This is a genomic window from Polymorphospora sp. NPDC051019 (assembly GCF_040683055.1).
GTDB classification, from domain to species: Bacteria; Actinomycetota; Actinomycetes; order Mycobacteriales; family Micromonosporaceae; genus Polymorphospora; species Polymorphospora lycopeni.
The window spans coordinates 79796-101819 of sequence record NZ_JBFBCH010000014.1 but is presented as its reverse complement, the minus strand read 5'-3'; the positions used below and the strand labels follow the sequence as shown (position 1 = coordinate 101819).

Genomic DNA, 22024 nt, shown 5'->3' with positions numbered 1-22024 from the left:
GTCAAATCCCGTCTCGATGCAGGTGGTCGGTGCCGGTGCCGGTGAGCAGGGCGGCCAGCCAGTCGGGGTCGACATCCTCGACCACGCCCTCGCGGACCAGGAAGTCGCCGAGCGTGGCGACGTCCCAGGCCGGGCCGGTCAGGCCGTACGCGGCCGGGCCGCGGGCGGCGACGGCACGGGCGTCGCGCAGTTCGGCCGGGGTCGGTTGGGGCCGCTCGCCACGGTCGTAGCCCGGGTCGAAGGAGGCGAACCCGTCGTCGTTGAAGTTGCGGATGACGGCGCGGACCCGTCCGGCGCCGGTGACGGTGTGCTGGGCGATCGAGGCGATGTTGGAGCCCTGGGCGCTGAGCAGCACGATCTGCGCCCGCTGCCAGGTGACGGCCGGCACCTCGGCGCTGCCGGCCAGCCGCCACAGTTCGCCGATCTCGGCGTCGTCGCACTGGCGGGCGCGCGGGCTGTCGGCGGCCCGGGCGCGCAGCGGCACCCGGCGGGCGAACCGGCGCGGCACGGTGGTCAGCCGGGCCTGCCAGGTGTGCAGGGCGGGATGCCATTCGAGCTGCACCGGGATCGCCCACTGGTCGAGGCCGGACAGGTCGAGGTCGAGCAGGGCGTCGTACGCGGCGTCGGGCAGCCCGGCCTCCAGCAGTACGCCGTGGCCGCTGTGCGAGTCCTCGAGCTTGACGCCGTGCGGGCGGCCCCACAGTTCCTCGTCGGCCCGCATCGCCTGCAAAGTCCGGACGACGGCGGCGAGGCGCGCCGCCCCGTCGCCGACGGTGTCCGGTTCGGTGCCGGTGCCGGCGTCGGTTCCGGTGCCGGCGAACGTGTCCAGGAACGGGGCGAGCGGGATGTTGAGCACGATCAGGAACGCCGACGTCGGTGGCGGCCCGCCGTACGAGTGGCCCTCGGCGTACGCGGCCATGCCGCACCCGTCGAACAGCGCCTCCATCCGGTCGACCTCGTCGGCGGTCGGTCCGGTGTCGAGCAGGACCCGGACCTGGAGACGGGCCGCCCCGGTCGGGGCGGCGTCGAGGGCGAAGGGGGCGGCGGTCACCGGGACGGCGGTGTTCACCAGCGCAGCTCCTTGCGGACCAGCAGGTGTTCGGCGTACACGCCGCGCTGCTTGCAGTTGTCGAGGAACTCGGCGACCTGGAGGAGCTGGTACGACTCGGGGGTGTAGCTGGTCGCCATCACGTGCTGGAGCCAGTCCTCCTGGCCCATCGCGTAGACGTACGCCTCCTTGGCGCCGAGCTGGTCGACGATGCCGGTGGCCTGGGCGGCGTTGGAGCCGGACAGCTTGCGGGTGATGGCCATCTTGCGCGGCACCGGCTGGGTGAACAGCGAGCTGTAGAGCCAGGTCAGCGGGGCGCCGTCGCACTCCATGCCGATGAACGCCAGGTCGGTCTCGCCGATCCCGGTCCGCATCCGGTGGTAGAGCTCGGACTCCAGGCCGGAGGTGTCGGCGCCGATGAAGACGCCCTTGCCGGCCAGGTGCACCCAGTAGCTGCTCTTGGCCCGGATGTCGAGGTCGCAGTGCTCGCCGAAGAACGGCGCGGCGACGATCCGGCCGCCGTCGAAGGCCAGCTCGTCGAAGTCGTCGACCTCCCGTACGGTGAAGCCGACCTGCTCCAGGTAGAGGCGGATCGACGGGTCCTGCCGGTGCCCGCCGCCGTTGCGGGGCACCACGACGGTGCCGACCCTGTGGCGGATCTGGAGCAGCGTCTCCAGCACGACGTGGTCCTGGTGGGCGTGGGTGATCAGGACGTAGTCGATCTTGTCGGGCAGGTCGACGTACGTGAACCGGTCGCCGGCGGCGGGGTTCGAGCTGATGAACGGGTCGACCAGGATGGACACCGACGGGGTCTGCAGCAGGATGCAGGCGTGGCCGAAGTAGCGGATCCGGCCGCCGCCGTCGATGTGCCGGTCGGCGGGCAGGGCCGCGTCGGTGGTGAGCAGGGTGCGCAGCAGCCGCTCCTGCTCGCCGGTGCCGATCTCCAGCGCCTTGCCGATCTCGTCGAAGGAGCGCGGGGCGGTCCGGGTGGCGAACAGCTCGTCGATGCCGGCGTGGTCGAGCCGCAGCGGGAGCTGGAGGTGGTCGGGGTGCTCCAGGCGCGGCGTGCTCAGGATGAACGGCGGCTCGCTGCCGTCGTCGAGCGACAGTTCGATCGCCTCCCGGTCCCGGCGGAAGACCGGGCTGCGGTAGAGCAGCGGCTCCAGGAAGCGCAGCGACGGGTGGTGGTTGACGTCGTAGACCAGCTCGACGTAGCCGCGCAGCTCGGGCGGGAGCTGGGCGTACAGCGGTGACAGGTCGTAGCCGGTGGCCTGGGCGCGTAGCAGGTCCTCGGCGCCCTTGATCGCCCCGGCGAAGGCGAGGGCGGCCGCGTCGTCGCGGGCGATCCGGTCGCGCAGGTCGCGTACCTCGTCGACGCGGGACAGGTCGGCGTTGACGAAGAAGCCGCCCTTCATCTTCGGGTTGGCCACGGCCGCGGCGTGCACCTCGGGGCGCTGCACGAACGAGTCCATGATCGGGAAGAGCAGGTTGGCGAGGTTCATCGCACCGGAGACCGGGGTGTAGACGTGCGTCCAGGCGACGAACTGGTTGACCAGCCCTTCGATGCGGACGTTGGGCTTCACGTACAGCGGTTCGGTGCTCATCGCGTCCTTCCCCATCGGGTTCGTCACTGTGCCGGCGCGGCGGCCGGGTCGGGATCGGTCGGCGCCGCCGGGGCGGCGGCGTCATCGGGCAGGGCCGCGATCTGCGCGGCGTCAGGGGGCAGGGCCGCGATCTGCGCGGCGTCAGGGGGCAGGGCCGCGATCTGCGCGGCGTCAGGGGGCAGGGCCGCGATCTGCGCGGCGTCATCGGAAAGGGCCGCCACCTCGGCGTCGGTGAGCCGGGCGATCTCGGCCCGGATCTCGTCCTCCACCGCCTGGGCGAGGGCGGCGACGGTGGCGCGTTCGAAGACCAGCCGCAGCGGCAGTTCGACGTCGAACTCCTCGGCGATGCGGGAGATCAGGCGGACGGCCAGGATCGAGTGGCCGCCGACGGCGAAGAAGTTGTGGTGTACGCCGACCTCGATGCCGAGCAGTTCGGTCCAGATCTCGGCGATCCGCTCCTCGGCGACGGTGCGCGGGGCGACCGTCTCGGTGCCGGTCAGCGCGGTCGCCGACAGCTCCGGTGCCGGCAGCGCCTTGCGGTCGACCTTGCCGTTCTCGGTCAGCGGCAGGCTGTCCAGCCGGACCCAGAACTGCGGGATCATCGGCTCCGGCAGGTGCTCCCAGCAGTGGTCGGTCAGCTCGTCGCCGTCCGGTCCGGCCGGGGCCGCCCCGTCCGGTCCGGGGTCGCCGGCCGGGGTCCAGTACGCCACCAGTTGCCGGTCGCCGTCGCGGTCGACGGCGACCACGACCGCCTCGCGTACGCCGGGGTGGGCGGTGAGCACCGCCTGGATCTCGGCCGGCTCGACCCGGTAGCCACGGATCTTGAGCTGGTGGTCGGCGCGGCCGACGTACTCCACCGCCCCGTCGGTGCGGAACCGGGCGACGTCGCCGGTGCGGTACATCCGCTCCCCCGCGACGTACGGGTCGGGGACGAACCGCTCGGCGGTCAGGTCCGGCCGGCGCAGGTAGCCGCGGGCGAGCTGGACACCGGCCAGGTACAGCTCCCCCGGTACGCCGGGCGGCACCGGCCGCAGTTCGGCGTCGAGGACGTAGAGCCGGGTGTTCCACACCGGGTGGCCGATCGGGACCGGCTCGCCCGGCCGGCCGGGCGCGCACTGCCAGGAGGTGACGTCGACCGACGCCTCGGTGGGGCCGTACAGGTTGTGCAGTTCGGTGTCGAACAGTTCGAAGAACCGGTCGCGCAGGGCGGGTCCGAGGGCCTCGCCGGAGCAGATGACCCGGCGCGGCGCGCTGCCGTCGGCGACGCCCGGGTGGCCGAGGAACGCGTCCAGCATCGACGGTACGAAGTGGATGGTGGTGATGCCCCGGTCGCGGATCACGCCGGCCAGGTAAGCGGCGTCGCGGTGCCCCTCGGGGCGGGCCAGCACCAGCGTCGCCCCGGTCAGCAGCGGCCAGAAGAACTCCCACACCGACACGTCGAACGACGACGGCGTCTTCTGCAGCACCCGGTCGTCGGCGGTGAGGCCGTAGCGGTCCTGCATCCACAGCAGGCGGTTGACGATGCCGGCGTGCGGGACCACGACGCCCTTGGGCCGGCCGGTGGAGCCGGAGGTGTAGATGACGTACGCCGGGTTCGCCGGCCCGGGCGGGGTCGGCGTCGCGGTGGCGGTCTCGAGGGCGGCGGCGGTGGCCGGGTCGTCGAGGACCAGCACCGGGGTGTCGACGGCCGGCAGCACGCCGACCACGACCGAGGTGGTCAGGAGCAGTTCGGCGTGCGCGTCGGCGAGCAGGTAGGCGATCCGGTCGGCCGGGTAGCCGGGGTCGACCGGCACGTACGCGGCACCGGACTTCAGCACCGCGACCAGGGCGACGACCAGTTCGACGGAGCGCGGCACGGCGACGGCGACGAACCGTTCCGGGCCGGCGCCGCGCCCGACGAGGAGCGCGGCCAGCCGGTCGGTGCGGGCGTCGAGTTCGGCGTACGTCAGCGTGGTGTCGTCGAAGACGACGGCCGGCGCGTCCGGGGTGGCCGCCGCCTGCCGGCGCAGCAGTTCCGGCAGGGTCGCCGCCGGCACCGGGCGGGCGGTGTCGTTCCACGCGCCGAGCAGGTCGCGTTCGGCACCGGTGAGCAGTTCGAGGTCGGCGACGGCCACGTCGGGGTCGGCGGCGACCTGCTCCAGCAGCCGCAGGTAGTGGCCGATCATCCGGTCGACGGTCGGCCGGTCGAACAGCGCGGTCGCGTACTCCAGCATGCCGCTCACCGCGCCGTCGGCGTGCCGCCGCATGATCAGGCCGAGGTCCTGCCGGGCGGCCAGCGGCGCGTCCCGCACGCCGGTCGTCGGCACGTAGCCGGCGTGGCCGTCCTCGTGCAGGTCGAACAGGACGTCGTAGAGCGGGTTGCGGGACAGGTCGCGGTCGGTGCGGACCTCTTCGACCAGCCGGTCGAACGGCAGGTCCTGGTGGGCGAAGGCGGACATCGTGGTGGCCCGGACCCGGTCGAGCAGTTCGCCGAAGGTCGGGTCGCCGGACAGGTCGAGCCGCAGCACCAGGGTGTTGATGAAGACCCCGACCAGGTCGTGCGACTGCGGCACCGGGCGGCCGGCGACCGGCGAGCCGACCGCGAGGTCGCGCTGCCCGCTGTAGCGGGACAGCAGCACCGCGAACGCGGCCAGCAGGGTCATGAACGGGCTGGCCCCCCGGGACCGGCCGGCGGCCAGCAGCGGTCCGGCGACGTCGCCGGGCACCTCGAAGGCGACGGCCGCACCGCGCGGGTCGCGTACGGCGGGCCGGACCCGGTCGGTCGGCAGTTCCAGGGTCGGCAGGCCGGCGAGCCGGTCCCGCCAGTGGTCGAGCTGCCGGTCCAGGACCTCGCCGGACAGCCAGGACAGCTGCCAGCTGGCGAAGTCGGCGTAGCGCAGCGACAGGGCGGGCAGGTCCGCCGGCCGGCCGGCGCGGTGCGCGGCGTGGATCTCGGCGAACTCGCGGCCGAGGACCGCGGTCGACCAGCCGTCGCAGGCGATGTGGTGGATCAGGAGCAGCAGTACGGCGTCGCCTGCCGCCGGCCGGGCCAGCACGGCCCGCAGCACCGGGCCGGCCTCGAGGTCGAAGCCGCGCGACATGTCGTCGGCGAAGACGGCGGCGGTCGGCTCCCCGGGGATGTCGACCACGCGCAGCGACACCGGGCCCGGCGGGTCGATGACCTGGGCCGGTTCGCCGTCGACGACGACGTATCGGGTCCGCAGCGCCTCGTGCCGGGCGACCAGGTCACCCAGGGTACGGGCGACGAGGTCGGGGTCGGCCGGGCCGGGCACCGGCACGAAGACCGGGGTGAGGTATTCGATGCTGTCCGGGTTGAGCTTGTCGAGGAACCACAGCCGGCGCTGGCCGAACGACAGCGGCAGCGGCCCGGTGCCGGCGACCGGTACGACCGGCGGCGGCGTCTCGCCGCCCGCGGCGGCGATCAGGTCGGCGTGGCCACGTACGGTCAGCGCGGCGAACAGGTCCCGGATGGACACCTCGACGCCGCTGCGCTCGCGCAGCCGGACGGCGAGCTGGCCGAGCTGGAGCGAGTGGCCGCCGAGGGCGAAGAAGTCGTCGCGCAGCCCGACCCGCTCCACGCCGAGCACGTCGGCCCAGGCGTTGGCGACCGCCTTCTCGGCGTCGGTGACCGGGGCGACGTACGTGACGCCGACGGTGGACAGGTCCGGTGCCGGCAGGGCGGCCCGGTCGACCTTGCCGTTCGGGGTCAGCGGCAGTGCGGGCAGCGGCACGTAGACGCCGGGCACCATCGCCTCGGGCAGCCGGCCGCGCAGGAACTCCCGCAGCTGCGCGGTGTCGACGTCGCCGTCGGCGACCAGGTAGGCGACCAGCCGGCGGGTGTTGTCGGGTCCGGTGTGGCCGACGACGACGCACTGCCGTACGCGGGGGTGGTCGGCGAGCGCGGCGCGGACCTCGGCCGGCTCGACCCGTACCCCGTTGACCTTGATCTGGTCGTCGACCCGGCCGACGAACTCCAGCACCCCGTCGGCGCGGCGCCGGACCTGGTCGCCGGTGCGGTAGACGCGGGCGCCGGGCGGGCCGTACGGGTCGGGGACGAAGCGTTCGGCGGTCAGGTCCGGCTGGCCGAGGTAGCCGCCGCCGACGGCGGCACCGCCGACGCACAGCTCGCCGGCGACGCCGGGCGGGGTCGGCTGGCCGTACGGGTCGAGGACGAGGGTCCGTACGCCGTCGACGGGGCCGCCGATCGGCACCGGTCCGGTCCGTGGCCCGGCCGGTACGGCGTACGCGGTGACGTCGATCGCGCACTCGGTCGGCCCGTACGTGTTCCAGACGGCGACCGGAAGCCGGTCGGTGAGCCGGCGGACCAGGGCGTGGTCGAGCGGCTCGCCGGCCGACCAGACCTGGCGCAGCGCGGTGCAGCGGTCCCAGCCGGGCTGGTCGAGCATGGCCCGCAGCACCGACGGGACCAGTTGCAGCACGGTCGCGCCGGTGTCGGCGACCGCCCGCACCAGGCCGGCCGGGTCGCGTTCGAGGCCGGGGCCGGCCATGACGACGGTGCCGCCGGCGACCAGCGGGGCGTACCACTCCAGAACAGCGGCGTCGAAGCCGACCCGGGTCTTGGCCAGCACCCGGTCGTCCGGGCCGAGCTTCTGGGCGTGCACCGACCAGACGACCCGGTTGGCGATGGCGCCGTGGGTGACGACGACGCCCTTGGGGCGGCCGGTGGAGCCGGAGGTGAACATGACGTACGCGGGGGTGTCGGCGGCGGGTTCCTCCGCCGCGCCGACGGTCGCGGCTCCGGCCGGGTTGCCGGCTCCGGCCGGGACGGCGGGGTCGGCGGTCTCGACGACGGCGCAGCCGGCCGGGACGACCGCGCGCAGCGCCTCGGCCCGCTCCGGGTCGGCGACGACGGCCGGCGCCCCGGCGGTGTCGAGCAGCAGCGCCCAGCGGGCCGGCGGGTGCTCGGTGTCCAGCGGCAGGAACGCGGCACCGGCCCGCCAGGCGGCCAGGGTGGCGACCTGCAGGTCGAGGCCGCGGTCGAGGCAGAGGGCGACGACCGCGCCGGGTCGTACGCCGGCGGCGCGCAGCCGGTCGGCGAGCGCGTCGGCGGCGGTAGTCAGGCCGGCGTACGTCAGCCGCCCGGCGGCCGCCTCGACGGCGGTCGCGTCGGGGGTGGCCGCCGCCTGCGTCGCGACCAGGGCCGGCAGCAGTTCGGTCCGGGCGGCCGGGGCGCCGGTGCCGGCGGCCAGCGCGTCCCGGCGGGCGTCGGCGCCGAGCAGGTCGGCGGTGCGCCAGTCGACGTCGGGGTTGGTGCCGACGGCCGCGAGCAGCCGGCGGTGCTGCTCCGCGAGCCGCTCGACGGTCGTGGCGTCGAACAGCGAGCTGGCGTACTCGAACTGGATCTCCAGTGAGGCGTCCGGCCGCGGGATGACGTGCACGGTCAGGTCGAGCAGCGAGCCGCCCGGCGCGATCGGCATCGGGATCTCTTCGCCGAGCGGGTGGTCGGTGTCCTGGACCGGCATGTTGCAGGCGACCTGGACCAGCGGCGGAAAGCTGCGGTCGGCGTCGCCGCGCAGGTCGCGGACCAGGGTCTCGAACGGTACGTCCTGGTGGGCCATGGCCTCGGCGAGGTTGTGCCGGACCCGGCGCAGCACCTCGCGGAAGCCGACGGTGCCGTCGGCGGTGGCGTCGGGGGCCAGCGAGGTGCGGACCGGGACGACGTTGACGAACATGCCGACCAGGTTCTGCAACTCGGGCAGGCTGCGGCCGGTGACCTGGGTGCCGACCACGATGTCGGTCCGGCCGGTCTGCCGGGCCAGCAGCACCTTCAGCGCCGTCAGCACGACGGTGTAGACGGTGGTGTCCTCGGCGCGGGCCAGCGTGCGCAGCGCCTCGCCGGTCGCCGCCGGGGTGGTCAGGACCAGGGTGCTGCCGGCGTAGTCGGGCTCCGGCGGCCGGGGCCGGTCGGTCGGCAGTTCCAGCGGCGGCGGCAGCGCGGCGAGCTTGCGGCGCCAGAACGCCGACTGGGCGTCGTGCCGGCCGCCGTCGAACTCGGACCGCTGCCAGGCGGCGTAGTCGGTGTAGGAGACCGGCAGCGCCGGCCGCCGGTCGGGGAACGCCAGCTCGTGCAGGACGTACATGATCGAGGCGGCGTCGGTGACCAGGTGGTGCGTGCCGATGACCAGGACGTGGTCGTCGGCGGCGAGCCGGATCAGTTCGACCCGCCACAGCGGTGCGGTGTCGAGCCGGTAGGGCCGCAGGATGATCTCGCGGATCCGGTCCTCGATGCCGTCGGCCGGGTCGGGCGTACCGGACAGGTCGGTGAGCGGGATGGTGACCGGCACCGACGCGGCGACGACCGGCCGGGGCCGGCCGTCGACGACCTCGACCGTCGTACGCAGGCTGTCGTGCCGGTCGACGACCTGCGCCAGCGCGACGGCCAGCGTGTCGGGTCCGACCGGCAGCCGCAGCCGGACGGCGCCGCCGAGGTTGAACGCCGGTATGTCACCGGCAAGCTGGCTGGTCAGCCAGACCCGCTCCTGCGCGAACGACAGCCGGGCCGGTTCGTCGCCCGGGGCGCGCGGGATGCGGCTGGCCGCCGCGGGCGCGTTCCCCTTGCGCAGCCTGGCGAGCAGCTCGCGCTTGACCGCGGACAGCCCGTCGCCGCCGGACGGCGTACGGACACCGGCGTCTGTCATCTGGCCCCGTTCCTCGTGGTCTGGCGGCGGTGGTGGCCGGCCCGGGCCGCCGCCTCCTCGTCGGACAGCGACGACAGCATCTCGACGAGCAGTTCCTCGATCCGCTCCGACAGGGCCCGCGACGTGCGGGCCTCGAACAGCCCGGCGACCGTCAGGTCCACCTGGAACTGCTCGCGGATGCGGGCCACCAGCTGCACCGCGATCAGCGAGTTGCCGTTGAGGTCGAAGAAGTCGTCGTCGATGCCGACCTTGTCCAGGCCGAGGGTGTCGGCCCACATCTGGGTCAGCACCCGCTGCACGTCGGACTCCGGCTCGACGTACGGCGTCATCAGGCTGCGGGTCGCCACCGACGCGGCCGCCTTGGGGGCGGCCATCAGCTGCTCGCGCAGCGCGTCGCGGGTGACCTCGCCGGCCATCCGCATCCGCTTCACGAAGCTGTCCGGGCAGACGATGATCTGCGGCGCGGCGGCCGAGTCCAGCATCTGGTGCAGCATGCGGTAGCCGTCCTCCGGCTCGATGCCGAACGCCTTCTCGTTGGAGCGCAGCAGCGCCCGTTCGAGCTGGCGGGCGATGCTGAACTTGCTCTCGTCGTCCTCGTCCGAGGCGGTCGCCGCCGGGGCGGTGTCGCTGCCCTCCGAGGTGGACATCGAGGTGTCGTTGTACTCGAACATCGTGAAGCCCTTGATCGCGACCAGCTCCACACCGTCCTCGTCGGCGAGCGTGATGTCGGTGCGGATCAGGGCGCCCCGGGTGTCGTCGAGGTGCCGGATGTAGCTGTAGAAGCGGCGCGGCAGCGGGGCCCGGACCGTGATCCGGTCGTAGCCGAACGGCAGGTGGCTGGTCTGGCTGGCGACGACGGTCTGGCCGAGCGCGGTCGCCTTGTCCAGCAGCGCCGGGTGCAGGCCGAACTCGTCGAGGTCGCCGAGGAACTCCTCGCCCAGCTCGAGCAGCACCAGCTCGTCGAAGAGGCCCTGGTCGGTCTGGTCGCCGTGCCAGTGTGCCCGGATGCTCTGCTGCCAGCGCGGGCCGAGGGTGATGATGCCCTCGGTGACGCCCTCCGGCTCGTCCTCGACGTGGCAGGTCGCCTTCCACGCCGAGACGTCGTGCCGGGGCGCGTCGTCGCGCGGCCCGGGGCCGACCTTGGCGGTGGTGAACTCGACCGGGTTGCCGCCCTCGGTGTCCGCGTCGGCGATCATCACGTCGTAGACGCCGTTCGGCTTCGGGGTGAGGATGATGTGCACCGTACGGCTGTCGACGAACTGCACCGGGCGCATGAAGACGACGTCCCGGATCTCTGCGGTCCGCGAGCCGGTGACCTCCTCGTACGCCGCCCGGACGAGTTCGACCAGGCTGGTGCCCGGCATCGTCGGCAGGCTGTCGAGCTGGTGCTCGGCGGTGACCCAGTCCTCGGTCGACAGGTTCTTGACGAAGATGACCTGGTCGCTGCCGGCCCGCACCAGGCGGCTGCCGAGCAGCGGGTGGGCCACCTTCTCGTAGCGGTCGCCCATCTCGAACGAGGTCAGCAGGTCGGGTACGTCGATGTCGAACGCCATGCCGAGCTTGGTCCAGATCGGCCAGTTGATCGACACGACGTGCGTGTTGCCGCCGGCCCGTGACTGCGCGTACGAGTCGAGGATCGAGTTGGCCGAGCAGTAGTCGAACAGCCCGAAGTCGCCGGAGAAGACGGTGAACGACGAGTAGAGGACCAGCAGGTCGATGCTGTCGCCGAACACCTCCTCGATGGCCAGGGTGCCGAACACCTTGGCGGCGAGCACCGCCTCGGCGTCGGCGAACTGGCGGGTCTCCAGCATGCCGCCACCGGTGATGCCGGCGGCGTGCAGCACGCCGTTGACCGGCCCGAACGCGGCCTCGGCCTGGGCCCGTACGGCCCGCAGCGACTCGGTGTCGGTGACGTCGGCCGCGATGACCAGGACCTCGCCGCCGAGCGACTCGATCTCCTCGACCGCCTTGATCCGGGCGGTGACCTGGGTGTCGGGGCCGGCGAGCAGGTCGCGCCACTCCTCGCGCGGCGGCAGCCCGGACCGGCCGACGAGGACCAGCTTGGCGCGGTGCCGCTCGGCGAGGTCGCGGGCGGTGACCAGGCCGATGCCGCCCAGGCCGCCGGTGATCAGGTAGACGCCGCCGTCGCGCAGCAGCCGCTGGGCGGCGCCGACGCCGTCGAGGGCGACCTCCTCGTGCGACCAGAGCCAGCGCTTGCGGCCCCGGTAGGCGACGACCTGGTCGGTGCTGCCGCTGGAGATCTCGCGCAGGACCTGGTCGGCGACGGTGTCGGCCCGCCCGGTCGACACGTCGATCGACCGGCAGGTCGTGTCGCTGAACTCCTTGGGCAGCAGCTTGACGAAGCCGTCGACGCCGCTCTTGACCGGCTCGATCCGCTCGCCGCCGACGACGTCGCGCAGTTCGCTGGTGAGCAGGTAGAGGTCGAGCGGCGGGCTGGCCGGGTTACGCGACACCGCCTGGGCGGCGGACAGGATGCTGAAGAAGCCGCGGTCGAGGCCGTCGCGGGCGCGGTCCCGGCCGGTGTCGCCGGCGAGGTCGCCGACCAGCCAGCCGTGCACCATCTTCAGCCGCTCCGGCTGGTCGGCCAGGGCGGCCGCGACGACCGCGGAGTAGTCGGCCAGCTCGCCGGCGCGCACCGTGTAGGCGTCGCCGTCGGCCCGCTGCTCGGCACCGGCGCGTACGGTGATCACCTTGGCGCCGGCGGTGCGCAACCGGCTGGTCAGCTCGGCGGCCACGCCGCCGTCGGCCGGCTCGAAGACCACCCAGGCGGCGGCGGTGTCGACGTCGGCCGGGGTGGGCGCCGAGGTCTCCTTCCACACCGGTACGTAGTACGGCCCGGTCTCGGTGTTGGCGGCGACGTCCTGCGTCGACGCTGCGGCCTGCGGGCCGCCGTCGAGCCAGGACCGCTGCTTCTCGTACGGCACCCGGGGCAGCGCCACCCGGTGCCGGCGCTCGTCGCCCCACAGCGCGGTGAAGTCGATGTCGGCGCCGGTCTGCCAGACCTGGCCGAGCGCGGCGAGCAGCACGGCGGTGTCGGGCTGCCGCTGCTGCGGGTGCCGCATCGTCGAGACCGCCAGGCCCTGCCGGTCGGTGCCGAGCTGGCGGCGGGCCAGGCTGGACAGCGTCTGGCCGGGGCCGAGCTCGACCAGCACCCGGCCGGTGCCGGTGGTCAGCAGGGCGACGGCGTCGGCGAACCGTACCGCGCCGCGCAGGTGCGCGGCCCAGTACGCCGGGTCGGTCGCCTGGGCGGCGGTGATCCAGTCGCCGCTGAGGTTGGAGACGAACGGGATGGTCGGCTCGCTGCGCGGGACCGCGGCGACCAGGGCGGTGAACCGCTCCAGGATCGGGTCCATCATCTGCGAGTGGAAGGCGTGCGAGGTGTGCAGCGGCCGGCCTTCCATGCCCTGCACGGCGAGCACCGCCTTGAACTGCTCGATGGCCTGGTCCGGGCCGGAGACGACGACCAAGTCGGGGGCGTTGACGGCGGCCAGGCTCAGGTCGGCCGGCAGCATCGAGGAGACCGTCTGCTCCGACAGCGGCACCGCGAGCATGGAGCCGGCGGGCAGTTCCTGCATCAGGGCGCCGCGGGCGGCGACCAGGCGCAGCGCGTCGTCGCGGGTGAAGACGCCGGCCAGGGTCGCGGCGACGTACTCGCCGACGCTGTGGCCGACCATCGACTCCGGCCGCAGGCCCCAGCTCAGCACCAGCTTGGCCATGGCGTACTCGACGACGAACAGCGCCGGCTGGGTGACCGCGGTCTGGTTGAGCCGGTCGGCCGCCGCGGCGGCGTCGTCGTCGGACGGGAACAGCAGTTCGCGCAGGTCCCAGCCGGTCTGCTCGCGCAGCACCTCGGCGCACTCGTCGATCTCGGTGCGGAAGACCGGTTCGGTCTCGTAGAGGTCGCGGCCCATCTGCGGGTACTGGGCGCCCTGGCCGGGGAAGACGAACGCGATCTCGCGCTTGACGCCGCGCGGCGGGATCACGCCGGGCGACGGCTGCGGCACGCCGGCGGCGAGCCGGTCGCCGGCCTCGGTGCCGTCGGTGGTGACCAGGAAGCTGCGGACCGGGCGGGCGGTGCGGCCGACCGCGAGGGTGTACGCGGCGTCGGCCAGTTCCTCCGGCCGGTCCCGCAGGTGGGCGCCGACCGCGTTCGCGTTGGCCTCCAGCGCGGTCGGCGTACGCGCCGACAGCAGCAGGAGCTGGTGCGAGCGGAGCGGCCTCGACGACGGCTCGACGGCCGGCGCCTCCTCCAGGATCAGGTGGCCGTTGGTGCCGCCGACGCCGAAGGAGCTGACGCTGGCCCGCAGCGGCCCGGAGTCGGACTTCCACGGGGTGAGGTCGGTGTTGACGTAGAACGGCGAGTTCTCGAAGTCGATCTGCGGGTTGGGCTCGTCGAAGTTGATGCTCGGCGGCAGCACCCGGTGCTGCATCGCGAGCACGGTCTTGATCAGGCCGGTGACGCCGGCGGCGGCGCCGAGGTGGCCGACGTTGGTCTTGACCGAGCCGATGCCGCAGTACTGCTTGCGGTCGGTGTGCGCGCGGAACGCCTTGGTCAGCGCGTTGACCTCGATCGGGTCACCGACGAACGTCGAGGTGCCGTGCGCCTCGACGTACGAGATGGTGGCCGGGTCGACGCCGGAGCGGGCCAGGGCGTCGGAGACGGCGGCGAACTGGCCGGAGATGCTCGGCGCGGTGAAGGCGCCCTTGTCGTTGCCGTCGTTGTTGATCGCGGTCGCCCGGATCACGGCGAGCACGTTGTCGCCGTCGGCGAGCGCGGCGTCGAGGCGCTTGAGCAGCACCACGCCGGCGCCGCTGCCGAAGACGGTGCCGCGCGCCTTGGCGTCGAAGGTGCGGCAGTGGCCGTCGGGCGAGTAGAGGCCGCCCTCGCTGTAGAAGTAGCCGGAGACCCGCGGGATGAACTCCTCGACACCGCCGGCCAGGGCCATCTCGCACTCGCCGCTGCGCAGCGCCTGGGAGGCCAGGTGGATCGCGACCATCGAGGTGGAGCAGGCGCTCAGGCAGGTGAACGACGGGCCGCGCAGGCCCAGCCGGTACGACACCCCGGTGGCCAGGTAGTCGGCCGTGTTGGAGATGTTGGTGGACAGCCGGCCCATCACGTCGACGACGTCGGGGTTCTTGTTGACGTTGTCCTCGAGGTAGTTGTTGAAGCCGAGGCCGCCGTACACGCCGATGCGGCCGGCGAACGAGGCCGGGTCGTAGCCGGAGTGCTGCAGCGCGGTCTCGCACTCCTCCAGGAAGATCCGCTGCTGCGGGTCGAGGATCTCTGCCTCGCGCGGACTCATGCCGAAGTACGCGGCGTCGAACATGTCCGCGCCTTCGGTGATCGGCGCGGCCTTCACGTAGCTCGCGTCGGCGATGGTCTCCTCGGAGACCCCGGCCTCCCTCAGCTCGTCGTCGCTGAAGAAGGTGATGGATTCGACGCCCCCGAGGAGGTTGTGCCAGAACTCGTTGACGTCGCGCGCACCGGGAAAACGTCCCGCCAATCCGATGATGGCAATATGCGCGTCTTCGACACCGCTCACCGTTTACCCTCTCGCTTCAACCTGGACCGGACCGGCGGGTTGGAGTTCTCGCCGAGGTTGGCCGGACATGAACGATGGAAGTCTGTTGGCCCCGCCCGAGCAGCGACAAGATGCCGGGGGCTGCTTGGCGAGTAGTCGCCAGGTCACCGGACTGTCAACACCTCGCGGGCGCGACTGTCATCACCTGGCGGGAGCGTCGCGGTGGGACTTCCGGCCACCGGACACGGGCAGGCTCGCGCGGTGCCACCGCCCGCCGTGCGGTGGCACCGGTCGCGCCGCCGCTCAGAGCAGCAGCGCGACGACGGCCACCAGCAGCAGTACGACGAGCGTGCCGACCGGCACCGCCACCCGCAGCCGGTCGCGCCGGTCGCCGGTGGGCAGCGCGTAGCCGGCCGCGACGGCCGTACCGACGACCAGGCCGGCGATGTGCGCGGCGATGGCCATGCCCGGGATGGCGAAGGTGGTCACCACACCGAAGGCGAGCAGGACGATGGCCAGGACGCTGCGCTGGCGCAGTTTCAGGCAGACCACCAGCAGTGCGGCGAAGACCCCGAAGTTGGCTCCGGAGGCTCCGGCGGTCAGCGCGTCGTGGGTGAACAGGTAGGTGGCGATCCCGGCGCCGAGGCCGGAGAGCAGGTAGAGCTCCAGGAACCGCCGGGAGCCCAGGATCGGCTCCAGCTTCCAGCCGGCGAGGCCGAGCATCACCATGTTCGCCACGAGGTGCGCGAGTCCGTAATGGACGAACATCGAGCTGACCAGGCGCCAGACCTCGCCCCGGTCGACCGCGGGCCCGTTCATCTCGGTGGCCAGGTGCAGCGGGCTGACCCCGTCCCAGATCGCGGCGGCGGGGGTCAGGCCCTCCTCGAGGCCGATCATCACCAGGCCGGCGACGGCGATGAGGACGTTGATCGAGATCAGGGTCTTCAGGACCGGCCGGTCGGCTCCCCCGGTGCCACCGAAGGCCGGCAACGGCGGCGCCGCGGTGCCTCCGGGGCGTTCGTCGGTCAACTGCTCCTCGGCCATGCCGTCCTCCTCTTCGGGTATCGGGTCGTCGGGGCCGTACACGGCATTGCGGTCGCGCGACCAGATGCCGTCGCGCAGGCGGATCAGGGCGTAGCAGATCAGGACGGCGGTCAGGGTTCCGGACAGGAAGAGCGGGGCGCGCAGCGCGCTCTCCCGGCCCAGCAGGGGCTCACCGAGCTTCACCACCAGGCCGCCGATCAGCGAGCCGGCGGACAGCGGTCCCCAGGCGAGCAGCCGGTAGATGCTGTTGACCCGGCCCAGCATGTGTTCGGGCACGATCCGCTGCCGGTAGGAGATGGTCACCACGTTCCACACCACGGCGAGACCGGCGCCGACCGTGAGGGCGAGCGCGACCAGCAGCGCGTTGGAGGTGAAGCCGATCGTCAGGCTGACCGCGCTGTTGCCGAACAGGGTCAGCAGCAGCACCCGGCGGGCGCCGAGCCGGGCCTCCAGCATCGGTGCGAGACCCGCGCCGGCCGCGGCGCCGACCGCGCCGACGGCGAACAGGACGCCGTACTGGGCGGCGCTGAGGTTCAGGATCTCCTGGGCGAACAGCACCTGGGTGCCGACGATGATGGAACTCGCGAGGTTGAGCAGGCCCAGGAAGATGCCGAGCTGGCGCAGGACCCGGTGGTTCCAGAAGTAGCGGGCGCCCTCGGCCATCTCGGTCCGCAGCGACCGCCGGGCCGGCCCCCCGACCGGGTCGGTGGCGGCCGCGGTCTCGGCCGCCGCGCCGGCCGCCGGTACGGGCCCGGGCGCCGTGCCGACCGGGGGCGCGGGCAGCGTGCCGGCCGCCGGCGCCGTCCGCCGGGCCGAGACGGTGACCAGCAGGATCAGGCCGGCCGCCAGCAGGTAGAGGGCGGCGTCGACGGCGAACGGCAGGGTCACCGCCACGGTCAGCAGCAGGCCGCCGATCGCCGGGCCGAGGAACACCCCGCCGGTGGTGTCGGCGAGGACCAGGTTGCTGTTGGCCCGGTTGAGCTGGGACGGCCGCACGATGCGGGGCAGGATCGTCTGGGTGGCGTTCTCGTTGAGCACGGTCAGCGCCCCGATCGTGAACGCGACCAGGTAGACCATCCAGATGCTGGCGACGTCGGCGAAGAGGACGACCGCGAGCAGGCCGACGACCAGCGCCCGGCCCAGGTGGGTCGAGGAGATCAGCCGGCGGTGCTCGTAGCGGTCGACCAGCACTCCGGCCGGCAGGCTGAACAGCAGCCAGGGCAGCTCCGCCGCGACGCCGACGCCGGCGACCAGCAGCGGGTCGGTGGTCATCTCGGTGGTCAGCCACGGGAACGCGACCGTGGTGATGCCGGAGCCGAGGTTGGCCACGAACATCGCGGCGAACAGCGCCCAGAAGCCGGTGCCGAGCTTGTCGGTCCGGCGCGGCGCCGGTCGGGTGGCACCGGCCGGCGGCTTGTGGCCGGCGGCCGGTGCCGGGTCGGTCGTCGATGTGACCGGGTCGGGGGTGCCCGGGCCGGCCGGTGGCGGTCCGGCCGGTCCGGGCGCGACTGCGGTCCCGCCCGAGCTCACCTCGGGCGCCGGCTCACGCACGTCGCCTCCTCGTCTGGAAGGGGTGGTCGATGGCGCCAGCGGAGGGAGGTCCGAGGTGGCCGCGAATTGACGCGTCTAGCCGACTTCAGGGCGGGTGGCCGGGTCAACGGGCTGTCCACTTCTCGCCAGCGGCGAGGTCCGACCTTGCCGGGCGGCCGGCACCGGCGAAAGACTCAGGCGCCGACCGCTCCCGCCGGTATACGCGCGCGCCCGCTGGCATCCACGCGAACCGCCGGCCGGGTCGCGGGACCGCCCGACAGAGTCGACAAGGAGCGCAGCGTGTTCGAGGACGACGACGACCGCCACTACACCGTGGTGGTCAACGACGAGGAGCAGTACTCGATCTGGCCGACCGGGCGCGACGTGCCGGCCGGCTGGCGGGAGGTCGGCACCACCGGCCCCAAGGCCGCCTGCCTGGAGCACATCAAGGAGGTCTGGACCGACATGCGGCCCAAGAGCCTCCGGCAGCGGATGGGCGTCTGAGGCGTGGCGGCGGACGGGCCCGTGGCGGCCCGCCGGCTGCGCACCGGCATCGCGATCGAGGGCAGCGACCTGCCGGTACGGGAACTGATCGACCGGGCCCGGCTGGCCGAGCAGGTCGGGCTGGACGCGGCGTGGCTGATCCAGTTGCCGAACATGCGCGACAGCTTCAGCGTGCTGGCCGCGATGGCCGCGGTCACCGAGCGGATCCAGCTCGGTGCCGGCATCATGCCGCTCTACACCCGGCCACCGGTGGTGATGGCGCAGACCGCGGCCACCATCGACGAGGTGTCCGACGGCCGGTTCACCCTCGGTGTCGGGCTGGGGCACCGGCTCACCGCCGAGTGGTCGCTCGGCGTACCGCTGGGGCCCTCGCTGCCGGCGATGCGCGAATACCTGTCGGTGGTGACGGCGCTGCTGCGCACCGGCGAGGTACACGTCGACGGCAAGTGGTACAAGGGCCATTCCCGGTACGCGTCCCCACGCCGGGACGGGCTGGCCACCTGCCTGGGCGCGCTCGGGCCGAAGATGAGCGAACTCGCCGGCGAGGTCGCCGACGGACTGCTGCTGTGGATGTGCACCGTCGACTACGTACGCGACGTGGCGATCCCGCACCTGCGCAAGGGGCTGGAACGGTCCGGCCGCGACCTCGACGGCTTCCCGGTGGTGGTGTTCGCCCCGGGCGCGGTGTCGGTGGACCGGGCCGGCGACGTCGAGTCGCTGCGGCACTACCTGTCGACGTACGCCCGGGTGCCCAACTACCGGGCCATGTACGAGGCGAGCGGGTTCGCCCACGCGCTGGCCGGCGGGGAGATCGGTGACGACCTGCTGTCGGCGGTCGGGGTGATCGGCTCCGACGACGACGTCACCGCCCGGGTGGCCGAATACGCCGCGGCCGGCGCGACCGAGGTCGTGATCACCCCGATGGCGAGCGCCCACCAGGACCGCGACCTGTGGCGGCGCACCGGCGAGGCCGCCGTACGGGCGTCCGGCGGGAGGTGACCGTCGCGGGCCCCGGGGACGCCCGGGGCCCGCGACGGTTCCCGCTAGTGCCCGGTGCCGGGCAGGTCCAGCCGGGGCCACCCGGCCACGTCACGGCGCAGCTGCCGGTCGTGGGTCGCCAGGACGACGGCCGCCCCGGTGGCGTGCAACGCCTCGGTGAGTTCGTCGACGAGAGCGATCGACAGGTGGTTCGTCGGCTCGTCGAGCAGGAGCACGTGCGGCCGGGCCGCCAGGACGATCGCCAGGTCGAGCCGGCGCTGCTGGCCCGTCGACAGGTCGCGGACGGGCCGGCCGAGATCGGCCGCCGGCAGCAGTCCGAGCCCGGTCAGCGACACCTCCGGCGCACCGGTGGCCAGCCCGGCCAGGTGCGCGGCGAAGACCTCACGGACCGTCCGGTGGTCGGCACGGGACGCCTCCTGCGCGAGCAGGCGTACCCGGGCGTCGCGGGCCCGCGTCAGGGTCCCGCCCGCCGGTGGCAGGACGCCGGCGAGCACCGCGAGCAGGGTCGACTTGCCGGCGCCGTTCGGGCCGGTGACGACCAGCCGTGCCCCGGACTCCAGGGCCAGGGTCACCGGCTGGTCCAGCCGGCCGGGCACGACGACGCCGTCGGCGGCGAGCAGCCGTACGCCGGGCCGGGTCGGTAGTGCGGGCATCGCGAAGCGTGCCGGTGGCGGCGGTGCGGTCAGGGCGTGCCGTTCCAGCTCGTCGCGGCGGCGGTGCACCGACCGGACGAGGGCCGGGGCGCGGGTCGCCCGCTGGTGCTTGCCGGTTCCCTTGTCCGGCCGCCACCCGGTCACCAGGCGGTTGCGGGCCTCGGACAGGTCGCGGGTCAGCCGGGCGTGGGTGGTGCGCTGCCGCTCGTATTCCTCCTCCCAGCGCTCGCGTTCGGCCTCCCGGCCGGCCTGGTAGCCGGCGAGGCCGCCGCCGTAGACGCGGGGCCGGCCGTCGCGGCTCGGGTCGAGGTCGAGGACCGTGGTCGCCACGTCGGCGAGCAGCGCCCGGTCGTGGCTGACGACGACGACCCCGCCGGGGTGCTCGCGCAGTCTCGCGGTCAGGAAGTCGAGACCGGCGGCGTCGAGGTGGTTCGTCGGCTCGTCGAGCAGCAGGAAGTCGTGCCGGGCACCGAGCAGGCAGGCGAGCCGGACCCGGTACCGCTGGCCGACGGAGAGTTCGTCGAGGCGCCGGTTCCGGTCGGTGACGGCGCCGAGCGCGGCCAGGGCGAGGTCGACCCGGCGGTCGGCGTCCCAGGCGTCGAGGACGTCGGTGGCCTCCAGCGCTGCGGCGTACGCGTCGGCGGCGCCCGGCCGTCCCTCGGCGAGCCACCGGCTGGTCGTCTCGAAGGTGGCGAGCGCCGCCCGGACCTGCGCGAGTTCGGTGTCGACGGCCCGGCCGACGGTGGCGCCGTCGGCCACCGGCATCTCCTGGGCGGCGGTGCCGAGCGTGCCGACCCGGTGGACGGTGCCGGCGTCGGGAACGAGCGTCCCGTCGAGAATGTGCAGCAGGGTGGACTTTCCCCGGCCGTTCTCGCCGACGACGCCCCACCGGCTGCCCGGGGAGACCGCGACGTCGACGCCGGCGAGCACGGTACGGCCGCCCCGGGCGATGTGGACGCCCTCGGCGGTGAGCTGGGCCCGCGCACGCGCGGGCAGGGTGATGGAGATGGTCACTGTTTCCTCCGGACGGAGGCACACTCGTCCCTGCAACGGGAGGAGGTGCTTCGCGGCTGACGCGACCCGTGGACGGGTCGATGACGGCGTCCGACCACCCGTGGCTCGCTTCAGCGAGCGGCGGGTCGTCCGGAGTCAGCTCAGAGGAAGAGTTGGCCTGCCACGGAGCGATCGTAACAGGGTGGGCGGCCGGGTCCCGGTGCCGATCAGGGCTGCTCCGGCTGCCCGGCCGCGCCGAGGTCGGGGGCGAACTGGGCCAGCGAGACCTCGGTCGCCGCGGCGATCTCGTCCGGGCCGGCGGTGCCCGACGCCCCGACCACGTCCCTCCAGGCGTGCACCGACTGCCGGGAGAACTCCTGGCCCCGCACCGAGTTCGCGGTCGCGACCGGGTCGTCGATGGTCTCACCGGCGACGAAGAGGGCGAGCGCCATGACGGCGCCGTCCCAACCGGGACCGACGTAGAGCGCGCCCGCGCCGCTGCCGGCGATCTCGATGGGCACGCTGTGTTCGAGTTCGAGCACGGTGTCGTCGCCGTCGGCGGTCAGCCGGAGTTCGACCAGGCTCGTCGGCCCGCCGAAGGTCACCTTGAGCAGGCGGGGCGGTTCGCAGGTCAGGATGTCGCCGCCGGCGTTGCCCTCGAGCTGGAACGACCCGCCGGCGCGCAGGTCGCCGCTGATCGGGAGGAACCACCGCTTCAGGCGGTCCGGGTCGGTCACCGCGTCCCAGACGTCCTCGACCGGCGCCGGGTACTCGCGGCGGAGCCGGACGCTGACGGTCTCGCCGCTGGCGGCCGGCAGCCGGCTGACCTCGCGGTGGATGGCCTTGAGCTGGCTGGCGATGTCGATCATCGATGGTTCCTTCCCTCACCGGCCGGGCTGTCGCCCGGCGACCCGTCGGTGCCGCCGCGCAGGCGGCGTTCCCGCCTGCCCCGGGCGAGTTCGGTCGCCAGGGCGTCGAGATGCTGGTCCCAGATCCCGTGGAAGCGCGCCAGCCAACGGTCGACTTCCCGCAGTGGCTGGGAGTTCACCGCGTACAGGCGGCGGGTTCCCTCCGCGCGGACCGTGGTGAACCCGTTCTCCCGCAGCACGCGCAGGTGCTGGGACACCCCCGGCTGGGAGATCCCGAACTCCACCCGGATGACCGTGGTGATCGCGCCGGAGGTCTGCTCGCCGTCGGCGAGAAGTTCCAGGATCCGGCGCCGGACCGGGTCGCCGAGGATGTCGAACGCGTGCACGGGTCGAGTATTGCAGCTCTGACTTATATAATCCAGAGCTTATTCTCGGCGAGCGGGAGGGCCCCATGGCGCGTCAACCGGCTGCTCCCGCGCGCCCTTCGTGACGTGGCGGTGCATGGTGATCGTTAGCTGTTCCGCTGTTGTCCGTACGGCGTGTCGAGCTGCTGGGCATCTGATGATCACAGGTTCCCC

Annotated in this window: 10 protein-coding genes; 2 read left to right on the top strand and 8 right to left on the bottom strand. The window is 73.5% G+C overall.

The features are described 5' to 3' along the window. Position 1 precedes the first annotated feature (1 nt). The 5 genes from AB0M79_RS23430 to AB0M79_RS23410 all read right to left on the bottom strand — a co-directional run bounded on the left by AB0M79_RS23430 (position 2) and on the right by AB0M79_RS23410 (position 17449). Positions 2-1069, bottom strand: a complete 1068-nt coding sequence (locus tag AB0M79_RS23430; protein ID WP_364217336.1) for a hypothetical protein — start codon at positions 1067-1069, stop codon at positions 2-4. Beyond that, a complete protein-coding gene (locus tag AB0M79_RS23425) occupies positions 1066-2652 on the bottom strand; it encodes an MBL fold metallo-hydrolase (RefSeq protein ID WP_364217334.1) in 1587 nt (528 codons plus the stop codon). The genes AB0M79_RS23430 and AB0M79_RS23425 overlap by 4 nt, the downstream gene beginning before the upstream one ends. Before the next feature lie 23 nt (positions 2653-2675). Continuing rightward, on the bottom strand, positions 2676-9311 hold the full coding sequence (locus AB0M79_RS23420) for an amino acid adenylation domain-containing protein (protein ID WP_364217332.1): 6636 nt from the start codon (positions 9309-9311) through the stop codon (positions 2676-2678). After that, on the bottom strand, positions 9308-14875 hold the full coding sequence (locus tag AB0M79_RS23415; protein WP_364217330.1) for an SDR family NAD(P)-dependent oxidoreductase: 5568 nt from the start codon (positions 14873-14875) through the stop codon (positions 9308-9310). The genes AB0M79_RS23420 and AB0M79_RS23415 overlap by 4 nt, the downstream gene beginning before the upstream one ends. Before the next feature lie 282 nt (positions 14876-15157). Next, positions 15158-17449, bottom strand: coding sequence for an MFS transporter (locus tag AB0M79_RS23410; RefSeq protein ID WP_364217328.1), 2292 nt, complete (start codon positions 17447-17449; stop codon positions 15158-15160). 279 nt (positions 17450-17728) lie between these two features. On the opposite strand from AB0M79_RS23410, the gene AB0M79_RS23405 reads away from it, so the two are divergent. Together AB0M79_RS23405 and AB0M79_RS23400 are read left to right on the top strand one after the other, a co-directional pair. Further along, complete coding sequence (locus AB0M79_RS23405) at positions 17729-17932, top strand: MbtH family NRPS accessory protein (protein ID WP_212818333.1); 204 nt, start codon at positions 17729-17731, stop codon at positions 17930-17932. A 21-nt stretch (positions 17933-17953) separates the two neighbouring features. Further along, a complete protein-coding gene (locus AB0M79_RS23400) occupies positions 17954-18931 on the top strand; it encodes an LLM class flavin-dependent oxidoreductase (protein ID WP_364217326.1) in 978 nt (325 codons plus the stop codon). A gap of 44 nt (positions 18932-18975) precedes the next feature. On the opposite strand, the gene AB0M79_RS23395 is transcribed toward AB0M79_RS23400, so the two are convergent. From AB0M79_RS23395 to AB0M79_RS23385, 3 genes are all read right to left on the bottom strand, one after another. Next, entirely contained in the window at positions 18976-20598 is a 1623-nt protein-coding gene (locus tag AB0M79_RS23395) for an ABC-F family ATP-binding cassette domain-containing protein (RefSeq protein WP_364217324.1), read from the bottom strand. Positions 20599-20804: 206 nt separating this feature from the next. Then, the gene (locus AB0M79_RS23390) at positions 20805-21446 is read right to left on the bottom strand and encodes an SRPBCC family protein (RefSeq protein WP_364217322.1); all 642 of its coding nucleotides are present in this window, start codon (positions 21444-21446) and stop codon (positions 20805-20807) included. Next, positions 21443-21832, bottom strand: coding sequence for a metalloregulator ArsR/SmtB family transcription factor (locus AB0M79_RS23385; RefSeq protein WP_364217320.1), 390 nt, complete (start codon positions 21830-21832; stop codon positions 21443-21445). Before AB0M79_RS23385 ends, AB0M79_RS23390 begins: the two co-directional genes overlap by 4 nt. Positions 21833-22024: the final 192 nt, after the last annotated feature.